Below are 16,841 nucleotides of genomic sequence, written 5' to 3' on the forward strand. Positions count from 1 at the left end.
TGCACGAGCTCAGATGAAAGGGTATACTGCTGCCATTGGCGTGGTAAAAAGTGAATAGGATCAGAGTGGTAGTTAAAAGCGAAATCAAGGACAGCTATAGTTTCTGGGTGAAGTTTGCCAGTTCTTTTGCCTTGTTTGCGGCATTCTCCATGATTCTGGTTAAAATTTGGGCCTGGTATCAAACCGACTCAGCGGTGATGCTGGCCTCATTGACTGATTCCTTTTTTGACGTAGCCGCGTCCGTGATTAATTTCTTTGTCATCCGCTATGCCTTGATGCCAGCCGATGATGACCATCGCTTTGGTCATGGCAAGGCCGAATCCCTGGCCGGACTGGCGCAGGCCGCGTTTATTTTCGGTTCGGCTTTGTTGTTGGTGTTCCACAGTATTGAGCGACTTAAGAATCCTTCGCCCCTGCAACACCCTATTTTAGCTGTGTATGCCACGCTGTTTACCGTGGTGATGACCATAGTGCTGGTGTGGGTACAGCATCAGGCCATTAAACGTACCAGGTCGGTGGCTATTCGAGCCGACTCTTTACACTATAAATCCGATTTACTGATGAACCTGGCAGTGCTGCTGTCGTTGTGGTTAACCACCCAGGGCTATTTATCCATGGATGCCTGGTTTGCGATTGGCATAGCATTTTATTTGATGTGGGGGGCCAAGAGCATCGTACAGGAGTCGGCGAATGCCTTGATGGACAAAGAGCTGCCAGAGAGTTTTAGTGAGCAGATAAGAGATTTGGCCTTGTTACACCCTAAAGTCCATGGCATTCACGATATTCGTACTCGTCAGGCTGGTCGTACCATATTTATTCAGTTTCATTTGGAATTGGACGATCATATGCGTCTGTTGGACGCCCATGATATCAGTGACTGGGTGGAGGCTAAGGTTAAGCATGCGATCCCCGAAGCTGAGGTGCTAATCCATCAGGACCCTATTTCGGTGACTGAAAGAAATCCAGAATTGCCCGTATAGTCGGCTGGCGATATTCATCGGCTTCCATTAATAGTTCGTGGCGGGCTTTTGCAATGACCTGCAACTGGCAGCGGGGCAACATTGCGCATACATGATCCTGGGCCTGATTCTCCACGACCAAATCATTGCCAGCCTGTAGCACCAGAATTGGGCTTTCTATCTGATTGGCCTGCTCGGCAACTTTATCCATGGCGGCAATTGAGGCATCCAACCAGTCAAAGGTGACCCCGCCTAATTGTAATTTGGGCTCTTGCTCATATTCCTGACGGAAGAATTGATAGCGGCTCTTGCTGTGCGTGAGCGTATTGAGGGCGAAGGGCACCGCCAGGTAGTCGCCTTGGCCGATAAAATACCAGGGGCGGGAAGCAAACCAATGATTAAGGGTTTGGCCTGTGTTGATCAGCGCCTTGGCCAGCCACATAGGCAAAGGGGTTTTAATTCCATACATGGGAGAAGTGAAGGCTGCTTTGGCAAAGTCATCCGGGTAACTGGCAAGATATAAGGTGCCAATTGCGCCGCCCATGGAATGACCTAACAGCAAGGGTTGATGCTGGCTGTTGGGAACCACGATCTGTGAGTAAAAGGTTTTAAGATCGTCAACATACTGCTGATAGTCCTGTACGAAGCCCTGATGTGGGTTGTCGCTCATGCGACCAGATAAGCCCTGACCTCGATGATCAAGGATAAACACCGAGTAACGGTTCTGGTATAAATCAAACAGTACTTCTTTGTATTTCAGATAGCCCTCAATCCGCCCACTGCTGATGACGATACTGCCGATGGCTTCCGGGTGCAGAACATAGGCGTAGTGAATAGGCACTTCCGCCACTCCGTTAAATTCACCGGTTTTAACCTGGTTGTGCCAGAAGCCTTGGATCTGAGTGGGGTAATGTGATTCGAGTTGGGTTTCGTCGGAAAAGTAATAATCCATAGCTGACAGGGTAGGGCAAAAGCCTAAAGATAGCAGAAAGCATACCCAGAAAGGCAGGAGTTTATGGTTCAAGGCTATCAAGCTCCATTGTGACTTGCAGTCCACCTTGTGGCAGATTTTCTGCCCATATTCTGCCACCATGAGAAGCAATAGCACCAGCGGCAATGGCTAATCCTAAACCTGTGCCACCGGATTCCCGATTTCTGGCACTGGATACCCGGTAGAAGGGTTTAAATACCGCCTGCAGCTCATCTTCTGGCAGGCCGGGTCCGTCATCGATAATACGAATTTGTAATCGCTCGCCCTGCTGAATACAGTCCAGGCTCACGCGCGAAACACAATAACGCAGGGCATTTCGCAGCACATTTTCCAGCGCACTACTGACCAGTCGCGCATCGATATCGAGAATTTTTTGCTGGGGATAGTTGCATTCAAATCGCCGCTGCTTGGCCTTTGCTTCAAACTGAATGTCCTGACAAAGCGGTGCCAGCAGCTCGTCCAAACTGATACGCCGTTTGACCAGCTTTTGTTGCCCGGCATCCAGTTTGGCCAGGGTTAGCACATGCTCCAGCATGGTATCAATGCGATTTGCCTCGTGTTCAATTCTGGCTAGTTCAGGAATCACCTGTTGCTCGCGCTGTTGGGCAATGCCAATGGCCACTTGCAGTCTGGCCAACGGGGAGCGCAGTTCATGGGAGATATCTGCCAGTATTCTTTTCTGACTATCAACTAACGCCTGCAGTTTATCCGCCATATGGTTAAACTCCCGGCCCAATTGCCCAACCTCATCATGGCGGTGAGCTACCTGGTCGGCCCGGCTATGCAAATTACCGGCGGCCATGGCCTGGGTGGCTTGCTTCAACTGACCTATGGGACGAATGAGTGACCAGGCCAGCAACATGCATAAGCTGCCACTTAGTCCTAACACCAGCGAGGCCAGTAAATATGGATGCTCCATAATCTGTCCGAGCATGCCAGGCGGTCGATGCCGGCCGCTGAACAGCAGATACTGCTGGTTACCCAGAGTGACAGGTAAGGGGCCGGTGAATTGCCAGAACAAACTCTCTACCTGAATCATGCCGGTTTGCTCTTTTAAGGATAAAAATGGCTGGATGTTAAAGCGTTCATCACCGGGAAAGCCGCGGATATAAGTGTCATTCTGCTGGTTTAACAATAACAACCCCACCCGACTACGCATGCCAATACCTTTTAACCATCTTGCCAGGCCCGCTTCATCAATATTGCGTTTTTCAGCCAGTTCTTGCAGCTTAGCGCCCATTTGATGGAGTTTTTTTACTTGTGCGGCTTCTGCTGGGGCGTAACTGGACTGTTCAGCCAACTGCCTTGAGGTCCAGCCAGTCGCGATAATCATGATCAGCGCAGTTAGCCAGAACCATAAGAAAATACGCCCAAACAGGCTATTTAAGGGGTTGAGTTTTAGCCACCATCTGGACTTCATCTGATCTCTACCAACATATAACCAGCGCCGCGAATAGTACGGATCCGTTCCTGATCAGCGATGCTGGCAAGTTTTCGACGTAAGTTGCTGACGTGCATATCAATACTTCGATCAAAGGCACTCAGTTTACGGCCCAATACTTTTTCACTTAAATCTTGCTTGGTGACCAGTTTACCTGTGTTGGCCATCAACAAATGCAGCATTCCGAACTCGGTTCCGGTTAACTCCAGCTCAATGCCACTTAAAGAAGCTTTTTGCGTAGAGGGGTCCAGGTGTAACTTGTCGATTTGCAGCTGTTGCTGCTGGCAAGTCACAGATAATAATTCCATGCGCCGAACAATTGCTTTGATGCGCGCCGACAGTTCTCTTGGATTAAAGGGCTTTGGCAGGTAGTCGTCCGCCCCTAGTTCCAGGCCAAAGATGCGATCAAAGTCATCGCCCTTGGCGGTAAGCATTAACACCGGGGTGAGATGAGTTTGACGAAGCTGTTTTAGCACTTCAAAGCCGTCGAGTTCAGGTAGCATCACGTCTAGCAGAATCACATCGAAATGCTGTCCACTGGTTGCCAGTGCGAGCCCTTGCTTACCCGTATGCGCGAGGGTGAGTTTATAGCCCTGTGGTGACAGGTAATCACCTAGCAAAGCCGCCAGTTCAGTATCATCGTCAATCAGCAATATAGACTTATCCATCAGGCTCAACTCTTATCGGCTTCTGAACCTGATGCTAACCCCGCTGCTGAAATTGTCAAAGTTGCCTCTTCACACCTTTACACAAGCTTTACACTGGCTTTGCGTTACTTTGCATTGCAATGGCTAGACTGGTTCTCGAGTCAACCAAGGAGTTTGTTATGAGAACATTTGCTAGAAAATTGCTATTACCCCTGGCTATTGGTTTATCCCTTGGGGCAACAGTACAAGCCAAAGAGCCACCCCATGGGCCGATGCACAAGATGTTTGAAGAGCTGCAATTAAGTGAACAGCAGCGTCAGGATATCCGGACATTGTTCAAGCAAAGCCGGGAAGATCGCCGGGTATTTCGCGAAGACGGCCAGATACTGCATGAACAGAAACAGGCACTGATCGAAGCGCCAAGCTGGGATGAGCAAGCCGCGTTGGCTTTACTCAGCGAGGCGCAGGCTGAGCGCCGCACCGCTATGTGGGCACGGGCTCAGATGGACCAAGCTGTGTGGAATCTGCTGACAGAAGAGCAACGCGAAGTATGGGCTGATATGCAAGAAGAGCGCTTTGACCGCCCTGACCGGGCCCCCTTTAGTGGGCGTTGGTTGAAGAAACTGGGGTTAAGCGATGAGCAGCAGGCGACCCTGGCTGAACTGCAGGCGCAAGCTAAAGCAAATCGTGAGCAAAATCACAGCTTAATGCAAGCATTTGATGGGCAGGAGCTGGCGTTGATAGAGAAAGCAAGCCTGACCGAAGCGGCTTGGCAGAGTCTGTACGAGCAGTATCAGCCGCAGTTCCAAACCGCTGCTTTGCAAAGACTGAAACAACGCTATGATTTTTATCACCTGCTGACGGCGGAGCAGCAAGTCAAGCTTGAGCAGTTTAAACAGCGACATAAAGCGCACAAGGATAGATCTCACCCTCGTCCGCACAAGCCAGACTAGCCGGGGCATTTGATAAGGGTCCATCCGGCACTAGCCCGATGGACCTTCTTAGTTGCAGCTGTCAGCCCACCTATTTACCGTAATCGGGTAATTTACGTACGTGCTGACTGTCTTCAAACAGGGGCGATGTAATCATCAGATCTGCGGTGGCTTCATTACAGGCTACCGGCAGGTTCCAAACACTACAAAGTCTTAGCAGCGCTTTCACATCCGGGTCGTGAGGGGCTGGATTAAGCGGGTCCCAGAAAAAAAACAGGGCATCCAGGGTACCTTCGGCAATTAATGCGCCAATCTGCTGGTCGCCACCAAGGGGACCGCTCTTAAAGCGGTGCACGGGTAAAGCTAACTCGTCAGACAGCAGCCCGCCTGTGGTGCCGGTAGCTACCAGTTTGTGTCTGGCCAAAATCGCTCTGTGTTGTTTAGCCCAACCAATCAGATCGGGCTTCTTATGATCATGGGCTACCAGAGCCAAGGTTTTTTGCATGAATAGGTCCTGTTAGGTGTCAGCCAGCCAGTTTCTGATTATTAGGCCATTGGAATTGCGGTAAATCCAGCGCCTGCTCCAAGGAGTCGAGCAGAATATCCGCCATAGTAAATTTACCCGGGTCTTTATGACCAGCTTCAGGCACGGCAATAGTAAAGAGTCCGGCAGCTTTGGCGGCTTGGGCGCCACGGGCCGAATCTTCAAATGCGACGCAACGGGCGGCATCTAATCCGAGCTTGTTCAGGGTAGTGAGATACACGGCTGGGTTTGGTTTGCCTGCTACTTCATGTTCTGCTGAGTGGTATAAACCTATGTAGTCGCGCAGTTGCAGTTTATCCAGCACCGCTTCAATTAAGCGACCGACAGAGCCCGATGCCACGGCGAGAGTCAAACCCAGGCTCTGGCAATGCTGGAGCAAATCATACACGCCGGGTAAGGCCTGGCCCTTACGCTGGACCAACTCTATGACTCTATCTTCCAGTTTGCGCGCGACCTCTTGTACATCCTGACGGTCAATATTGAAACTGTGATACCAGTAGCGCACTACTTCTTCGGTGCTCAGGCCGGTGGTCTGAAAGCACATAGACTCGGTCAGACGAATGCCGACTGTGGCAAATACTTCCTGCTCGGCCTGACGCCATAATGGCTCTGAATCAATCAGCAGGCCATCCATATCAAAAATCACTGCTTGTAACTGCAATCTTCTCTCCACTATTTCAAACAGACCTGGCCGATTAAATGGCGCAGTAAATTAATGGTCGGATTAACGTAATCTAAGGAAATAAACTCATCCGGCTGGTGGGCCTGGTCGATGCTTCCCGGTCCTAACACCAAGGTGTCGCAACCTAGCTGGCTGACAAAGGGTGCCTCGGTGCAGTAATTGGCACTGGTGGCGCTAAAGCCGGTAAATTGTTCTGCCAGTTCCAGCAAGTCTGTTTCATTCCGGCTGGCAAAAGATGGCACGGTGTCATACATTAAGGCGCGGCTTAAGCGGCCTGGGTAAGCGGTGTAAACTGGCGCCAGCGCCTGGTCAATGCGTGCAATGGCTTCATCGTCACTAAGACCGGGCACGGCGCGTAAATCAAAGTTCAGCCGGCAATGACCACAGATACGATTCTCACCATCGCCACCGTGTATATGACCCAGATTCATGGTGGTTTTGGTCACGCTAAAGGCCGGATCCACATACTGAGCCGCCAGTTGGTCTCTGAGTTTCATCAGTTCGCCTACCGCCTGGTACATGATCTCAATGGCATTAACACCTTTGTCCGGATCGCTGGAGTGGCCTGCTTTACCTGTGATATCCAGGGTATGCGCCATATGACCTTTATGTTTGCAAATGGGTTTTAGCCCGGTTGGTTCACCAATGATGGCCATATCGGGTTTGATCAGCTGTTGTTCGGCAAAGAAACGTGCGCCTGCCATCGAGGTTTCTTCATCGGCGGTAGCCAGAATATATAGCGGCTTGTTCAGCTTGTTTAACGGAATATCCCGCAGGGCTTCGAGAATAAAGGCAAAGAAGCCTTTCATATCGCAGGTGCCCAGCCCGTACAGCTTGTTATCCTTTTCCGTGAGATTAAAAGGATCAAACTGCCATCGCCCCTCATCGAAAGGAACAGTATCTGAGTGGCCGGCCAGCAACAGTCCACCATCACCACTACCAATGCGGGCCAGTAAATTGAACTTGTGCCGGGTATTGGGCACCGGCTGAATACTTATGTGAAAGCCTAAATCTTCCAGCCAACTGCCTAGCATTTGCAGCAATGCTAGGTTGCTTTGGTCTATTTTTTCATCGAATGCGCTGATGGTCGGGTGCGCAATGATTTGTTTGTAAGCGTCCAGGAAATGCGGCATTTTCATAATAAATTCACAAAATAAATATGCACAATTGTTGAATAAATATGTGTTTGGTGGCAAAGTATCTCACAATTCATACTTTAGTGCATCCAGATCCCTTAATGCAGCAAAATTTGCCGCCATCTTTTTTACTTCTCGCCAGGCGACGACATTAGCCTCTGTCCCGCTTTCGCGGGCTTGTAACCTTATTTTGCTACACTTGTTGTCTTTAACACTTCGAAAATTCTTATCATGATGAAAACCTGTATTGTTGGTGCCAGTGGATATACCGGAGCAGAACTGGCGGCATTGCTTGCTAAACATCCGGGCTTTGAACTAGCGGCGTTGTTTGTCTCACAAGGCAGTCAGGACGCAGGAAAGTTGCTCAGCGACTTATATGGTCGTTTTACCGGCTTGCTGGATATGCCCTTGCAACCCTTATCGCAAGATAAGCTGGCGCAACTGGCCGCAGACTATGACCTGATCTTTCTGGCCACACCACACGAAGCCAGTCATGAATGGGCGGCCACCCTCACCTCTGGCAAGGCTGTGGTGATGGACCTGTCCGGCGCCTTTCGTTTGAAAGACAAAGACATCTTTGCGCGTTTTTATGGCTTTGCCCATGAGCAACCAGAGCTGCTGCAAGATGCGGTATACGGACTGGCTGACTGGCATGGGGATAAAATTCGTCAGGCCAAATTGGTGGCGGTACCTGGCTGCTACCCCACGGCGTCTCTGACGGCACTGAAACCTTTGCAAGTCTGTGGACTGTTGGATGAACAGCAGTGGCCGGTAATTAATGCGGTATCCGGGGTGAGCGGTGCCGGACGCAAAGCCGCATTGAACACCAGTTACTGTGAAGTCAGTCTGCAAGCTTACGGTGTGCTTGGGCACAGACATCAGCCGGAAATTTCTGCCGAGTTGGGACGTCAGGTTATCTTCACGCCGCATCTGGGCAATTTCAAACGTGGCATTTTGGCCACGGTAACCGTTAAGGTTAAAGCCGATGTAACGGCATCTCAGGTGAGTGATGCTTATAACGCCGCCTACCAGGGCAATCCTATGGTGCGGATTCGCAGTAGCTGGCCGAAGATCGACGAAGTGGCGGGTACCTGCTATTGCGATTTGCACTGGAAGCTAGATGAAACGTCCGGGCATCTGGTGGTGACCAGTGCCATTGATAACCTGCTAAAAGGTGCAGCCGCACAAGCCTTGCAATGCGCCAATATCCGTTTTGGCTACGCCCCTGAGACGGGGCTGGCGGAGAAAACCGTATGAAACCCTTAATCGTTAAAGTCGGTGGTGCTTTTATTGGTGATGCACAAGCAGCCAAAGCCCTGCTTGATGTGTTAGCCCAGTTGCAAAAAAGCCGACCTGTGTTGTTAGTACATGGTGGTGGCCCGATTGTAGAAGAGTGGATGGTGGCCCTGAATCTGAAAACCGTCAAGATAGATGGTTTGCGGGTCACCAGTGCCGAACAAATGCCTTATATTGTGGGTGCGTTGGCTGGAACGGCTAACAAGCAACTGGTGGCGCAAGCCATCGCTAGTGGTCTGAACCCTGTGGGACTGGCACTGACTGACGGCGGTATGGTGAAGTGTACCCCGATGGACGCTAAATATGGTGCAGTGGGCAGTGTTGAGCCCGCTGATGCCACCTTGCTGAAGTTGTTACTTAGCCAGGATTATCTGCCCGTGGTCAGTTCTATTGGTGCCGACCCATCCGGTCAGTTACTCAACATTAATGCCGACCAGGCGGCCACTGTGATGGCCCAACTGTTACATGGCGAGCTAATTTTGTTGTCTGATGTGGCTGGCGTATTAGACGCAGACAAACAACTGCTCAGCGAACTGAATGCCGCACAAATTCAGCAATTAATCGACGCTGGTGTTATCCGTGACGGCATGACTGTCAAAGTTGAAGCTGCGCTCAGTGCTGCACGTGATATTGGCGTGCCGGTTACTATCGCCAGTTGGAAACAACCCGAATCTTTGTTGCGCCTGGCGGGCAATCAGTCCGCCGGAACGCGTATTTATCCTGACTGAAACCCATTTAGGGGAAACTGGGGAAAGACCTATGAAAAAGGATCTGCTGACTTTTGCTGATTGGAGCAAAGCAGAACTACTGAGCCTGCTGGAGCTGGCTCAACAGACTAAGCAAAATCCATCTGCCTATCGTAAGGCGCTGGATGGCAAAGCCGTCGCTGCTCTGTTTGAGAAGCCTTCATTACGTACCAGGGTCAGCTTTGACATAGGTATCAACAAGTTGGGTGGCCATATGGTGTATCTGGACAGCCAGGCCGGAAAGCTGGCTGGCCGTGAAGATGCCCGTGATATGGGCGCTAACCTGGCGTGCTGGGCCGATGCCATTGTAGCCCGGGTTTATAGTCATCACACCCTAGTGCAGATGGCCGAAGCCTCGAAGGTGCCGGTCATCAATGCCCTTTGTGACTTGTATCACCCTTGTCAGGCGCTGGCGGATTTTCTCACCATCAAGGAAGTGCTTGGTGAGGTGGAAGGCTGTCGTCTGGCTTATATAGGTGACGGTAACAATGTCAGTAACTCACTATTATTGATGGGGGCTATCCTGGGTGCCGATGTACGGGTGATCACGCCGGTTGGTCACGAAGTGAAGCAAGAAATCCTTGATCAGGCGTCTCGTCTTGCCCAAATCAGCGGCGGTAAGATAACCGCCAGTAACGAGTTGAGTGCAGCCACTGGCTGTCAGTTCTTGTATACCGATACCTGGTTATCCATGGGGGATACAACACCACTGGCGCAAATTAAAGATAAGTTCCAACCTTATCAATTGAACAACGCTTTGATGGACAGCTGCGGTGCGACTTATGCTATGCATTGCCAGCCAGCTCATCGGGATCTGGAAATAACCAGTGAATTAGTTGATGGTGAGTGTTCGCTTCTGCTTCAACAGGCAGAAAATAGGATGCACGCCCAGAATGCGATTTTAATCAGCCTGCTCGGCTAAGGAAAAACAGAATGTCAAAGTCTCAAGTGAACAAAGTGGTATTGGCCTATTCTGGTGGTCTGGATACATCCGCCATCATTCCATGGCTGAAAGAAAACTATGACTGCGAAGTGGTCGCTTTCGCGGCTGACGTGGGTCAGGGTGATGAAGAGCTGCAAGGCCTGGAAGAAAAGGCCATCCGCAGCGGCGCCAGTGAATGCCATATTGTTGACCTGAAAGAAGGTTTTGTCGGTGATTACATTTACCCCACAGTGATGACGGGTGCCGTTTATGAAGGTCAGTATTTGCTGGGTACTTCAATGGCACGCCCCATTATTGCCAAGGCGCAGGTTGAAGTGGCATTGAAAGTTGGTGCCGATGCACTGTGTCACGGTTGTACCGGTAAAGGTAATGACCAGGTGCGTTTTGAAGGTGCCTTTGCTGCTCTTGCTCCACAACTGAAAGTGATTGCTCCTTGGCGTGAGTGGGACATGCATTCCCGTGAAGACCTGTTGGCCTACCTGGCCGAGCGTAACGTGCCGACCACAGCGTCTGCGACCAAAATTTACAGCCGTGATGCCAACGCTTGGCATATCAGCCATGAGGGTGGCGAGCTGGAGAACCCTTGGTGTGAACCGACCAAACAAGTTTGGACCATGACGGTAGATCCAGAAGATGCCCCTAATCAGGCTGAACGCGTACAGCTTGGTTTTGAGCAAGGCCGTCTGGTGTCCGTTAATAACGAAAAACTCAGCCCCTACCAGGCGTTGGTTAAGTTAAACCAGATTGGCGCAGCCCACGGTGTTGGTCGCTTGGATATCGTTGAGAACCGTCTGGTTGGTATGAAGTCCCGCGGCTGCTATGAAACGCCGGGAGGAACTATCCTGATGGCCGCTTACAAGGCCCTGGAGCACCTGGTTCTGGATAAGAGCGCACTAAAATTCCGTGAGCAACTGGGTCTGGAATTCTCTCACCTGGTGTATGACGGTCGTTGGTTCACGCCGCTGAAAGATTCTATTCTGGCTGGCGCCCAGGCGTTTGCTAAACAGATCACCGGCGATGTCGTGGTGAAGCTATATAAAGGTCAAGCCACCGTTGTTCAGCGCCGTTCGCCCAACTCTTTATACTCTGAAGATTTCGCTACCTTCGGTGCGGACGATGTGTATGACCAAAGCCATGCTGAAGGTTTTATCCGTTTGTATAGCTTGGCCAGTCGTATCAAGGCCCTTAAAGACAAGGGACAAGCCTAATGGCGTTGTGGGGCGGGCGCTTCCAGGGCGGAAGCAGCGACATGTTCCGGCAGGTGAACGATTCCCTGCCGTTTGACCAGCATCTGGCCAGTCAGGACATTCGTGGTTCAATCGTCTGGTCTCGTGCCATTGCCAAAGCCGGTGTCCTGACTGAATCCGAACAACAGCAACTGGAGCAGGCCTTAAATGGCCTGCTGACCAAGGCCGAAGCCGGTGAGCTGGACTTTGCGGGCAGCAATGAAGAAGACATTCACAGCTTCGTGGAAGCAGCGCTTACTGAACAGCTGGGCGACATTGGTCGCAAGCTGCATACCGGTCGCAGCCGTAATGATCAGGTGGCCACCGATTTTCGTTTGTGGGTGCGTGAGCATTGTCAGCAGCTACAGCAGGACCTGCGCCAGCTAAAAGCGGCATTGGTGAAATCTGCCGAGCGTCATCAGCATGTAATTCTGCCTGGTTATACGCATCTGCAGCGCGCTCAGCCGGTACGCTATCCCCATTGGTGTTTAGCCTATGTGGAGATGTTCAAGCGCGATATCAGCCGCATGGGCGACCTGCTGGTCAGAATGAACCAGTGTCCTTTGGGCAGTGGTGCACTGGCCGGCACTGTGTATGCAATTGATCGTCAGGACATTGCTGAGCAACTGGGTTTTGACAGCCCCTGTCAGAACAGCCTGGATGCGGTGTCTGATCGTGATTATGTGTTGGAACTGCTGTTTTGTGCCAGTACCAGCATGATGCACTTGTCGCGTATGGCTGAAGACATGATTTTCTTCAATTCCGGTGAAGCTGGCTTTCTGCGCCTGGGCGACAATGTTACCTCTGGCTCGTCGTTGATGCCTCAGAAGAAAAACCCTGATGCACTGGAGCTGATCCGTGGCAAATGTGGACGGGTATTCGGCAGCTTGCAAGGCTTATTGGTGACTATGAAAGGGTTACCGCTGGCCTACAATAAAGATATGCAGGAAGACAAAGAAGGTGCCTTTGACGCCGTCAATCAATGGCATATCTGTCTGATGATTGCCTGTGAAGTGGTCGACAGTGTGGAATTGAACACCGAGCGCTGTGCTCAGGCCGCACGTGAAGGTTACGCCAATGCCACTGAGCTTGCGGATTATCTGGTGGGTAAAGGTGTACCTTTCCGCACTGCCCATGATATCTCAGGTCAGGTGGTGTTGACTGCGTTAGCCCAGGGTAAAGCCATTGAGGAGCTGAGTCTGGCAGAGATGCAGAAGCATTCCGCTTTGATTGGTGATGATGTTTACCCTGTGCTGCAGTTGGAGTACCTGGTGGACAAGCGCAATATTCTGGGTGGCACGGGTAAAAACCCTGTGTTTGCGGCACTTAAGCGCGAGCTTGCCGCTATTGCCGACGAACAGTGCTAGAGGAGTCTCGCGTGGTGCTATCTGAATCTGACAATGTGAAATTGTTTCGTCAATCAGCCCCTTATATCAATTCTCACAGGGGCAAGACCTTTGTGTTGGTATTTGGCGGTGAGGCAGTGGAAGATGCCAATTTTGCCAATATCATCAATGACATTGCCTTGTTGAATAGCTTGGGCGTACGTCTGGTGTTGGTGCATGGGGCTCGACCTCAGATAGACCAGCGTGAGGCGCTGCGTAACCGGCCTTTACGTTTTCATAACGACATACGCATTACCGACAAAGAGACCATCGAGTCGGTAAAGGATGCGGCGGGGTCGGTACGTTCTCAGGTTGAGGCTTTACTCACCATGGGGCTGGCTAATTCGCCCATGCATGGTTCACAGATCAGGGTCTGCTCCGGCAACTTGGTTGTCGCGATGCCAATGGGCGTGCGCGAAGGCGTGGACTATGAACTGACCGGGTTGGTGCGTCGCATTGATGTATCTGGTATCAATGACCATCTGAATGATGGTTCCATTGTCTTGCTTGGCCCCATGGGTTACTCCTCAACCGGAGAGGTATTTAACCTTTCTCATGAAGATGTCGCCACCCAAGCGGCCATTCATATGAAGGCCGACAAGCTTATTGTGTTCACTGAGCAAGACGGTTTGCTGGATGAAAATGGTACGCTTATCCGCAATTTGGATCGCAATCGCCTGCAAAAACAGCTAGACCGGCCCCATGATATTCGTACTGCGAATATTCTGTCTGCGGTAGCCGCCAGTCTGGATGCAGGTGTCAGTCGTTGTCATTGTGTCAGCTATCAGCGTGACGGTGCTTTGTTACAGGAGCTGTTTACCCGTGACGGTGTTGGCACCCTGATCTCGCACTACTATTACGAGCAGCTCAGACAAGCCACCATTGATGACGTGGGTGGGATCCTCAAGCTGATTAACCCTCTGGAAGAGAAAGGGGTGTTGGTTAAACGCTCTCGGGAATTGCTGGAAAGTGAGATTGACCGGTTCACCATCATTGAGCGTGACGGCATGATCATCGCGTGTGCGGCTTTGTATCCTTATGCTGATGAGGGTATGGGCGAGCTGGCCTGCGTGGTTACCCATCCCGATTATCGTGGTTCAAACCGCGGTGAGCGGATGATGAATGCGATTATTGAGAAAGCTAAAGATCAGGGACTGAACCGCATCTTTGTCCTGACCACCGTCACAGGTCACTGGTTCAGGGAGCAGGGTTTCCTGCCTTCTGGGGTGGAAGAACTGCCCGAGGGCAAGAAACGACTCTACAACTACCAGCGAAACTCTAAAGTGTTAATGTTGGCAATCTAAGTTGCGGGTAAAAAAACGGGCGTCTGGCGCCCGTTTTTTTGTGCATGCTTAAAAGATATCTTCGGTTTCAAGCACCGGAGTATCCTGCTCAAATGGATCGATAAACTCCTCTTCGTCTACGTACTGAGTAGGCTCGGTGCCCTTGATAAAGTACTCAAAACGGGAGGTGTGATCGGTTCGTTGAGTCAGCTTTCCGCTGGTACGGTCTATACGCACAGTGACAATGCCATCTGGTACTGGTGGGTAGGCTTCCGGCACGCCTTCCAGCGCTTCACGCATAAAACGGATCCAGGCTGGCTGTGCCACTCTGGCACCGTCTTCCGCACCCACCATGGCGTTACCCATCCAATTAAATTTTTGTGGGTTCTGGTTGATGAGATATTGATTGCGACTGGTGCGCCCTAACGAGCGGCTCATGTCATCGAAGCCAACCCAGGCTGTTGCCACTAGGTTGCCACCCAAACCACTGAACCAGGTATCTTTGGAATCGTTAGTGGTACCGGTTTTGCCTGCCAAGTCGTCACGACTCATCAGGTTATTTGCCCGCCAGCCGGTACCTTGCCAATAGGTCTTTTTAGACCAGTTGCCGCCGCCGGTAATGGCGGTGCTCATCATTTCGCGGGTAAGAAAGGCATTTTCTCTTGAAATAACGGAAGGTGCATATTCTGTTGGGATAACATTATCCGACAAGGCTTGTTCGTCGACGGCCGCTTCCGCTGCTACTTCCTCAATGTAAGGGGATGGCGCTACAGCGGGGGTAGCATGCCATAGCGGTTCACCAAACTCGTTGTCGATTCGCTCAATAATATGAGGTGTTATCAAATAGCCGCCGTTAGCGAAGACAGCAAAGCCAGTGGCCACTTCCATCGGCGTCAGAGAGGCACTGCCTAAAGATAAGGACTCATCACGAGGTAAATCCTGCGGATTAAATCCAAATTTGGCCATATGCTGGATGATGTTATCTATGCCGACACCACGTAACAGACGAACGGAGACGACGTTCTTGGATTTACCCAGGGCTACCCGCATTCTGATGGGGCCATCGTATACTTCCGGCGAGTTCTTTGGTCGCCATACCACACCTGACTTTCTGTCCCACTGGTTGATGGGGGCATCATTCATAATACTGGCCAGGGTAAAGCCATTTTCCAACGCGGCTGAATAAACGAAGGGCTTAATATTTGAGCCTACCTGACGCTTAGCCTGGGTGGCTCGATTAAACTGACTCTGATAGAAACTGTAACCGCCGACAATGGCTTGCACTGCGCCATTGACCGGGTCCAGTGCGACAAAAGCGCCGGTTGCATCTGGAAACTGTGAAAGTTGCCAAATACCGGTTTCATCATTGAATCTTATCCACACCAGGGCACCTGGCGTGACAATATCTGCTGCCACTTTGGGTTCATCGCCTTGACTGGTGTCGGTCACAAAAGGGCGCGCCCAGGCAAGACCTTCCCAATTGATCTCAAGGTACTCCCCCTGCTGATTGATAACGCGGATCTGCTGCTCTTCAACCTTGGTAACTATAGCCGGGTGCAATGGCTTGAAGCTGGGTTGGGTTGCCAGAAACTCCAGCATCTGTGCTTCATTCCAAGCCGTTGCCTCGTCATCTTCACTGGTTTGCCACAATTGCTGAATGGGTCCTCTAAAACCATGGCGCTCGTCATAGTCATGCAAATTACGAATGGTGGCTTGCTGAGCTAAGCGCTGCAATTTTGAACCGACCGTTGCATAGACCTGATAGCCACCGGTTTCGGCCTCTTCTTTACCGTAACGGGCAACCATCTCGGCATAAATCATATCTGCCAGGTAGGGCGCATCTAATTCAATTTCAGCGCCGTGCTTTTTGGCTTGGATATCTTCGTTGGCGGCTTGTTCGAATTCCTGCCTGTTGATATAGCCTTCATCCAGCATTCTGGCCAGCACCACCCGTCTGCGCTCCTTAGAGCGTCGCGGATTGCTGATTGGGTTCAGTGTTGAAGGTGCTTTGAACAACCCGGCAATAGTGGCTAACTGTGCAAGGCTTAGGTCACGAATGTCTTTACCAAAATACACTTGTGCAGCAGCGCCGACACCGAATGCCCGGTGTCCCAGCTCTATCTTATTGAGGTAGAGCGCGAGAATTTCGTCTTTTGTCAGCACCTGCTCAATATGCCATGAGATAAAGGCTTCCTTAATCTTACGCATCCAAGCTTTGTCGGGGCTCAAAAAGAAGTTTCTGGCCAATTGCATAGTGATAGTACTGGCCCCCTGACCTTTCTCCCCGGTAATCACCAGGTTAGCGAAAGCACGCATTACCCCAATGGGATCAATTCCTGGGTGTTCGTAAAATCGTGAATCTTCGGTGGCAAGTATGGCCTGGATCAGTCCGTCAGGTATGTTATTTAATTCCAAAGGTATGCGTCGTTTCACTCCGTACTGGGAGATCAGCAATCCATCCTGAGAATAAATTTTCATTGGCGTTTGCAGTCGCACATCCTTTAGGATGGCAACACTAGGTAGCTCAGGCTTGATGTAAAAGTAAAGGGAGATCAAAGAGATAGTTCCCAGTACCGCCGAGCAAAAAATAATCAGAATAAAGAGTTTGAGATACTTCACAAATTTATGTT

The 16,841-nt window shown here is 50.9% G+C and carries 15 protein-coding genes; 8 read left to right on the forward strand and 7 right to left on the reverse strand.

The window, feature by feature from the left end; all coding sequences use genetic code 11:
• Positions 1-50 precede the first annotated feature (50 nt).
• Positions 51-980, forward strand: coding sequence for a cation diffusion facilitator family transporter (locus tag J0A65_RS06985; RefSeq protein ID WP_332874307.1), 930 nt, complete (start codon positions 51-53; stop codon positions 978-980).
• On the opposite strand, the gene J0A65_RS06990 is transcribed toward J0A65_RS06985, so the two are convergent.
• The 3 genes from J0A65_RS06990 to J0A65_RS07000 are packed head-to-tail and all read right to left on the reverse strand — an operon-like array spanning position 940 to position 4,062.
• Entirely contained in the window at positions 940-1,983 is a 1,044-nt protein-coding gene (locus tag J0A65_RS06990; RefSeq protein ID WP_232849792.1) for an alpha/beta fold hydrolase, read from the reverse strand. The two genes, J0A65_RS06985 and J0A65_RS06990, sit on opposite strands and share 41 nt — an antisense overlap.
• Positions 1,973-3,370, reverse strand: a complete 1,398-nt coding sequence (locus J0A65_RS06995; RefSeq protein WP_206593425.1) for an ATP-binding protein — start codon at positions 3,368-3,370, stop codon at positions 1,973-1,975. The genes J0A65_RS06990 and J0A65_RS06995 overlap by 11 nt, the downstream gene beginning before the upstream one ends.
• Positions 3,367-4,062, reverse strand: coding sequence for a response regulator (locus J0A65_RS07000; RefSeq protein ID WP_206593619.1), 696 nt, complete (start codon positions 4,060-4,062; stop codon positions 3,367-3,369). Before J0A65_RS07000 ends, J0A65_RS06995 begins: the two co-directional genes overlap by 4 nt.
• Before the next feature lie 155 nt (positions 4,063-4,217).
• Here J0A65_RS07000 and J0A65_RS07005 point away from each other — a divergent pair, with 155 nt between their 5' ends.
• Complete coding sequence (locus J0A65_RS07005) at positions 4,218-4,991, forward strand: Spy/CpxP family protein refolding chaperone (RefSeq protein ID WP_206593426.1); 774 nt, start codon at positions 4,218-4,220, stop codon at positions 4,989-4,991.
• Between the two features lie 70 nt (positions 4,992-5,061).
• On the opposite strand, the gene J0A65_RS07010 is transcribed toward J0A65_RS07005, so the two are convergent.
• From J0A65_RS07010 to argE, 3 genes are read right to left on the reverse strand one after another with little or no spacing between them, the layout of a single operon-like run.
• Positions 5,062-5,475 carry a methylglyoxal synthase gene (locus tag J0A65_RS07010; protein WP_206593427.1) on the reverse strand — a complete coding sequence of 138 codons (414 nt, stop codon included), beginning with the start codon at positions 5,473-5,475 and terminating at the stop codon, positions 5,062-5,064.
• A gap of 19 nt (positions 5,476-5,494) precedes the next feature.
• On the reverse strand, positions 5,495-6,175 hold the full coding sequence (hxpB, locus tag J0A65_RS07015; protein ID WP_206593428.1) for a hexitol phosphatase HxpB: 681 nt from the start codon (positions 6,173-6,175) through the stop codon (positions 5,495-5,497).
• Between the two features lie 11 nt (positions 6,176-6,186).
• Entirely contained in the window at positions 6,187-7,335 is a 1,149-nt protein-coding gene (argE, locus tag J0A65_RS07020) for an acetylornithine deacetylase (RefSeq protein WP_206593429.1), read from the reverse strand.
• Between the two features lie 228 nt (positions 7,336-7,563).
• On the opposite strand from argE, the gene argC reads away from it, so the two are divergent.
• Genes argC through argA form a run of 6 tightly spaced genes read left to right on the forward strand, consistent with a single transcriptional unit; the run spans position 7,564 to position 14,232 of the window.
• The gene (gene argC / locus J0A65_RS07025; RefSeq protein WP_206593430.1) at positions 7,564-8,589 is read left to right on the forward strand and encodes an N-acetyl-gamma-glutamyl-phosphate reductase; all 1,026 of its coding nucleotides are present in this window, start codon (positions 7,564-7,566) and stop codon (positions 8,587-8,589) included.
• Entirely contained in the window at positions 8,586-9,356 is a 771-nt protein-coding gene (gene argB, locus J0A65_RS07030; RefSeq protein WP_206593431.1) for an acetylglutamate kinase, read from the forward strand. The genes argC and argB overlap by 4 nt, the downstream gene beginning before the upstream one ends.
• A gap of 31 nt (positions 9,357-9,387) precedes the next feature.
• The gene (locus J0A65_RS07035) at positions 9,388-10,296 is read left to right on the forward strand and encodes an ornithine carbamoyltransferase (RefSeq protein ID WP_206593432.1); all 909 of its coding nucleotides are present in this window, start codon (positions 9,388-9,390) and stop codon (positions 10,294-10,296) included.
• An 11-nt stretch (positions 10,297-10,307) separates the two neighbouring features.
• The gene (locus tag J0A65_RS07040) at positions 10,308-11,525 is read left to right on the forward strand and encodes an argininosuccinate synthase (RefSeq protein ID WP_206593433.1); all 1,218 of its coding nucleotides are present in this window, start codon (positions 10,308-10,310) and stop codon (positions 11,523-11,525) included.
• Positions 11,525-12,910, forward strand: a complete 1,386-nt coding sequence (gene argH, locus J0A65_RS07045) for an argininosuccinate lyase (RefSeq protein ID WP_206593434.1) — start codon at positions 11,525-11,527, stop codon at positions 12,908-12,910. The genes J0A65_RS07040 and argH overlap by 1 nt, the downstream gene beginning before the upstream one ends.
• Positions 12,911-12,921: 11 nt before the next feature.
• Entirely contained in the window at positions 12,922-14,232 is a 1,311-nt protein-coding gene (gene argA / locus J0A65_RS07050; RefSeq protein WP_206593435.1) for an amino-acid N-acetyltransferase, read from the forward strand.
• A gap of 48 nt (positions 14,233-14,280) precedes the next feature.
• Here the strand turns inward: argA and J0A65_RS07055 are convergent, their stop codons facing one another.
• Positions 14,281-16,830 carry a penicillin-binding protein 1A gene (locus tag J0A65_RS07055; protein WP_206593436.1) on the reverse strand — a complete coding sequence of 850 codons (2,550 nt, stop codon included), beginning with the start codon at positions 16,828-16,830 and terminating at the stop codon, positions 14,281-14,283.
• Between the last annotated feature and the right edge of the window lie 11 nt (positions 16,831-16,841).

The organism is Bowmanella yangjiangensis (assembly GCF_017255015.1).
GTDB classification, from domain to species: domain Bacteria; phylum Pseudomonadota; class Gammaproteobacteria; order Enterobacterales; family Alteromonadaceae; genus Bowmanella; species Bowmanella yangjiangensis.

Coding starts and splice junctions, on each gene's coding strand:
- argH (WP_206593434.1), top strand. CDS start 11,525: ATGGCGTTGTGGGGCGGGCGCTTCCAGGGCGGAAGCAGCGACATGTTC.
- J0A65_RS07040 (WP_206593433.1), top strand. CDS start 10,308: ATGTCAAAGTCTCAAGTGAACAAAGTGGTATTGGCCTATTCTGGTGGT.
- argB (WP_206593431.1), top strand. CDS start 8,586: ATGAAACCCTTAATCGTTAAAGTCGGTGGTGCTTTTATTGGTGATGCA.
- argC (WP_206593430.1), top strand. CDS start 7,564: ATGATGAAAACCTGTATTGTTGGTGCCAGTGGATATACCGGAGCAGAA.
- J0A65_RS06995 (WP_206593425.1), bottom strand. CDS start 3,370: ATGAAGTCCAGATGGTGGCTAAAACTCAACCCCTTAAATAGCCTGTTT.
- J0A65_RS07010 (WP_206593427.1), bottom strand. CDS start 5,475: ATGCAAAAAACCTTGGCTCTGGTAGCCCATGATCATAAGAAGCCCGAT.
- J0A65_RS07035 (WP_206593432.1), top strand. CDS start 9,388: ATGAAAAAGGATCTGCTGACTTTTGCTGATTGGAGCAAAGCAGAACTA.
- J0A65_RS07005 (WP_206593426.1), top strand. CDS start 4,218: ATGAGAACATTTGCTAGAAAATTGCTATTACCCCTGGCTATTGGTTTA.
- argE (WP_206593429.1), bottom strand. CDS start 7,335: ATGAAAATGCCGCATTTCCTGGACGCTTACAAACAAATCATTGCGCAC.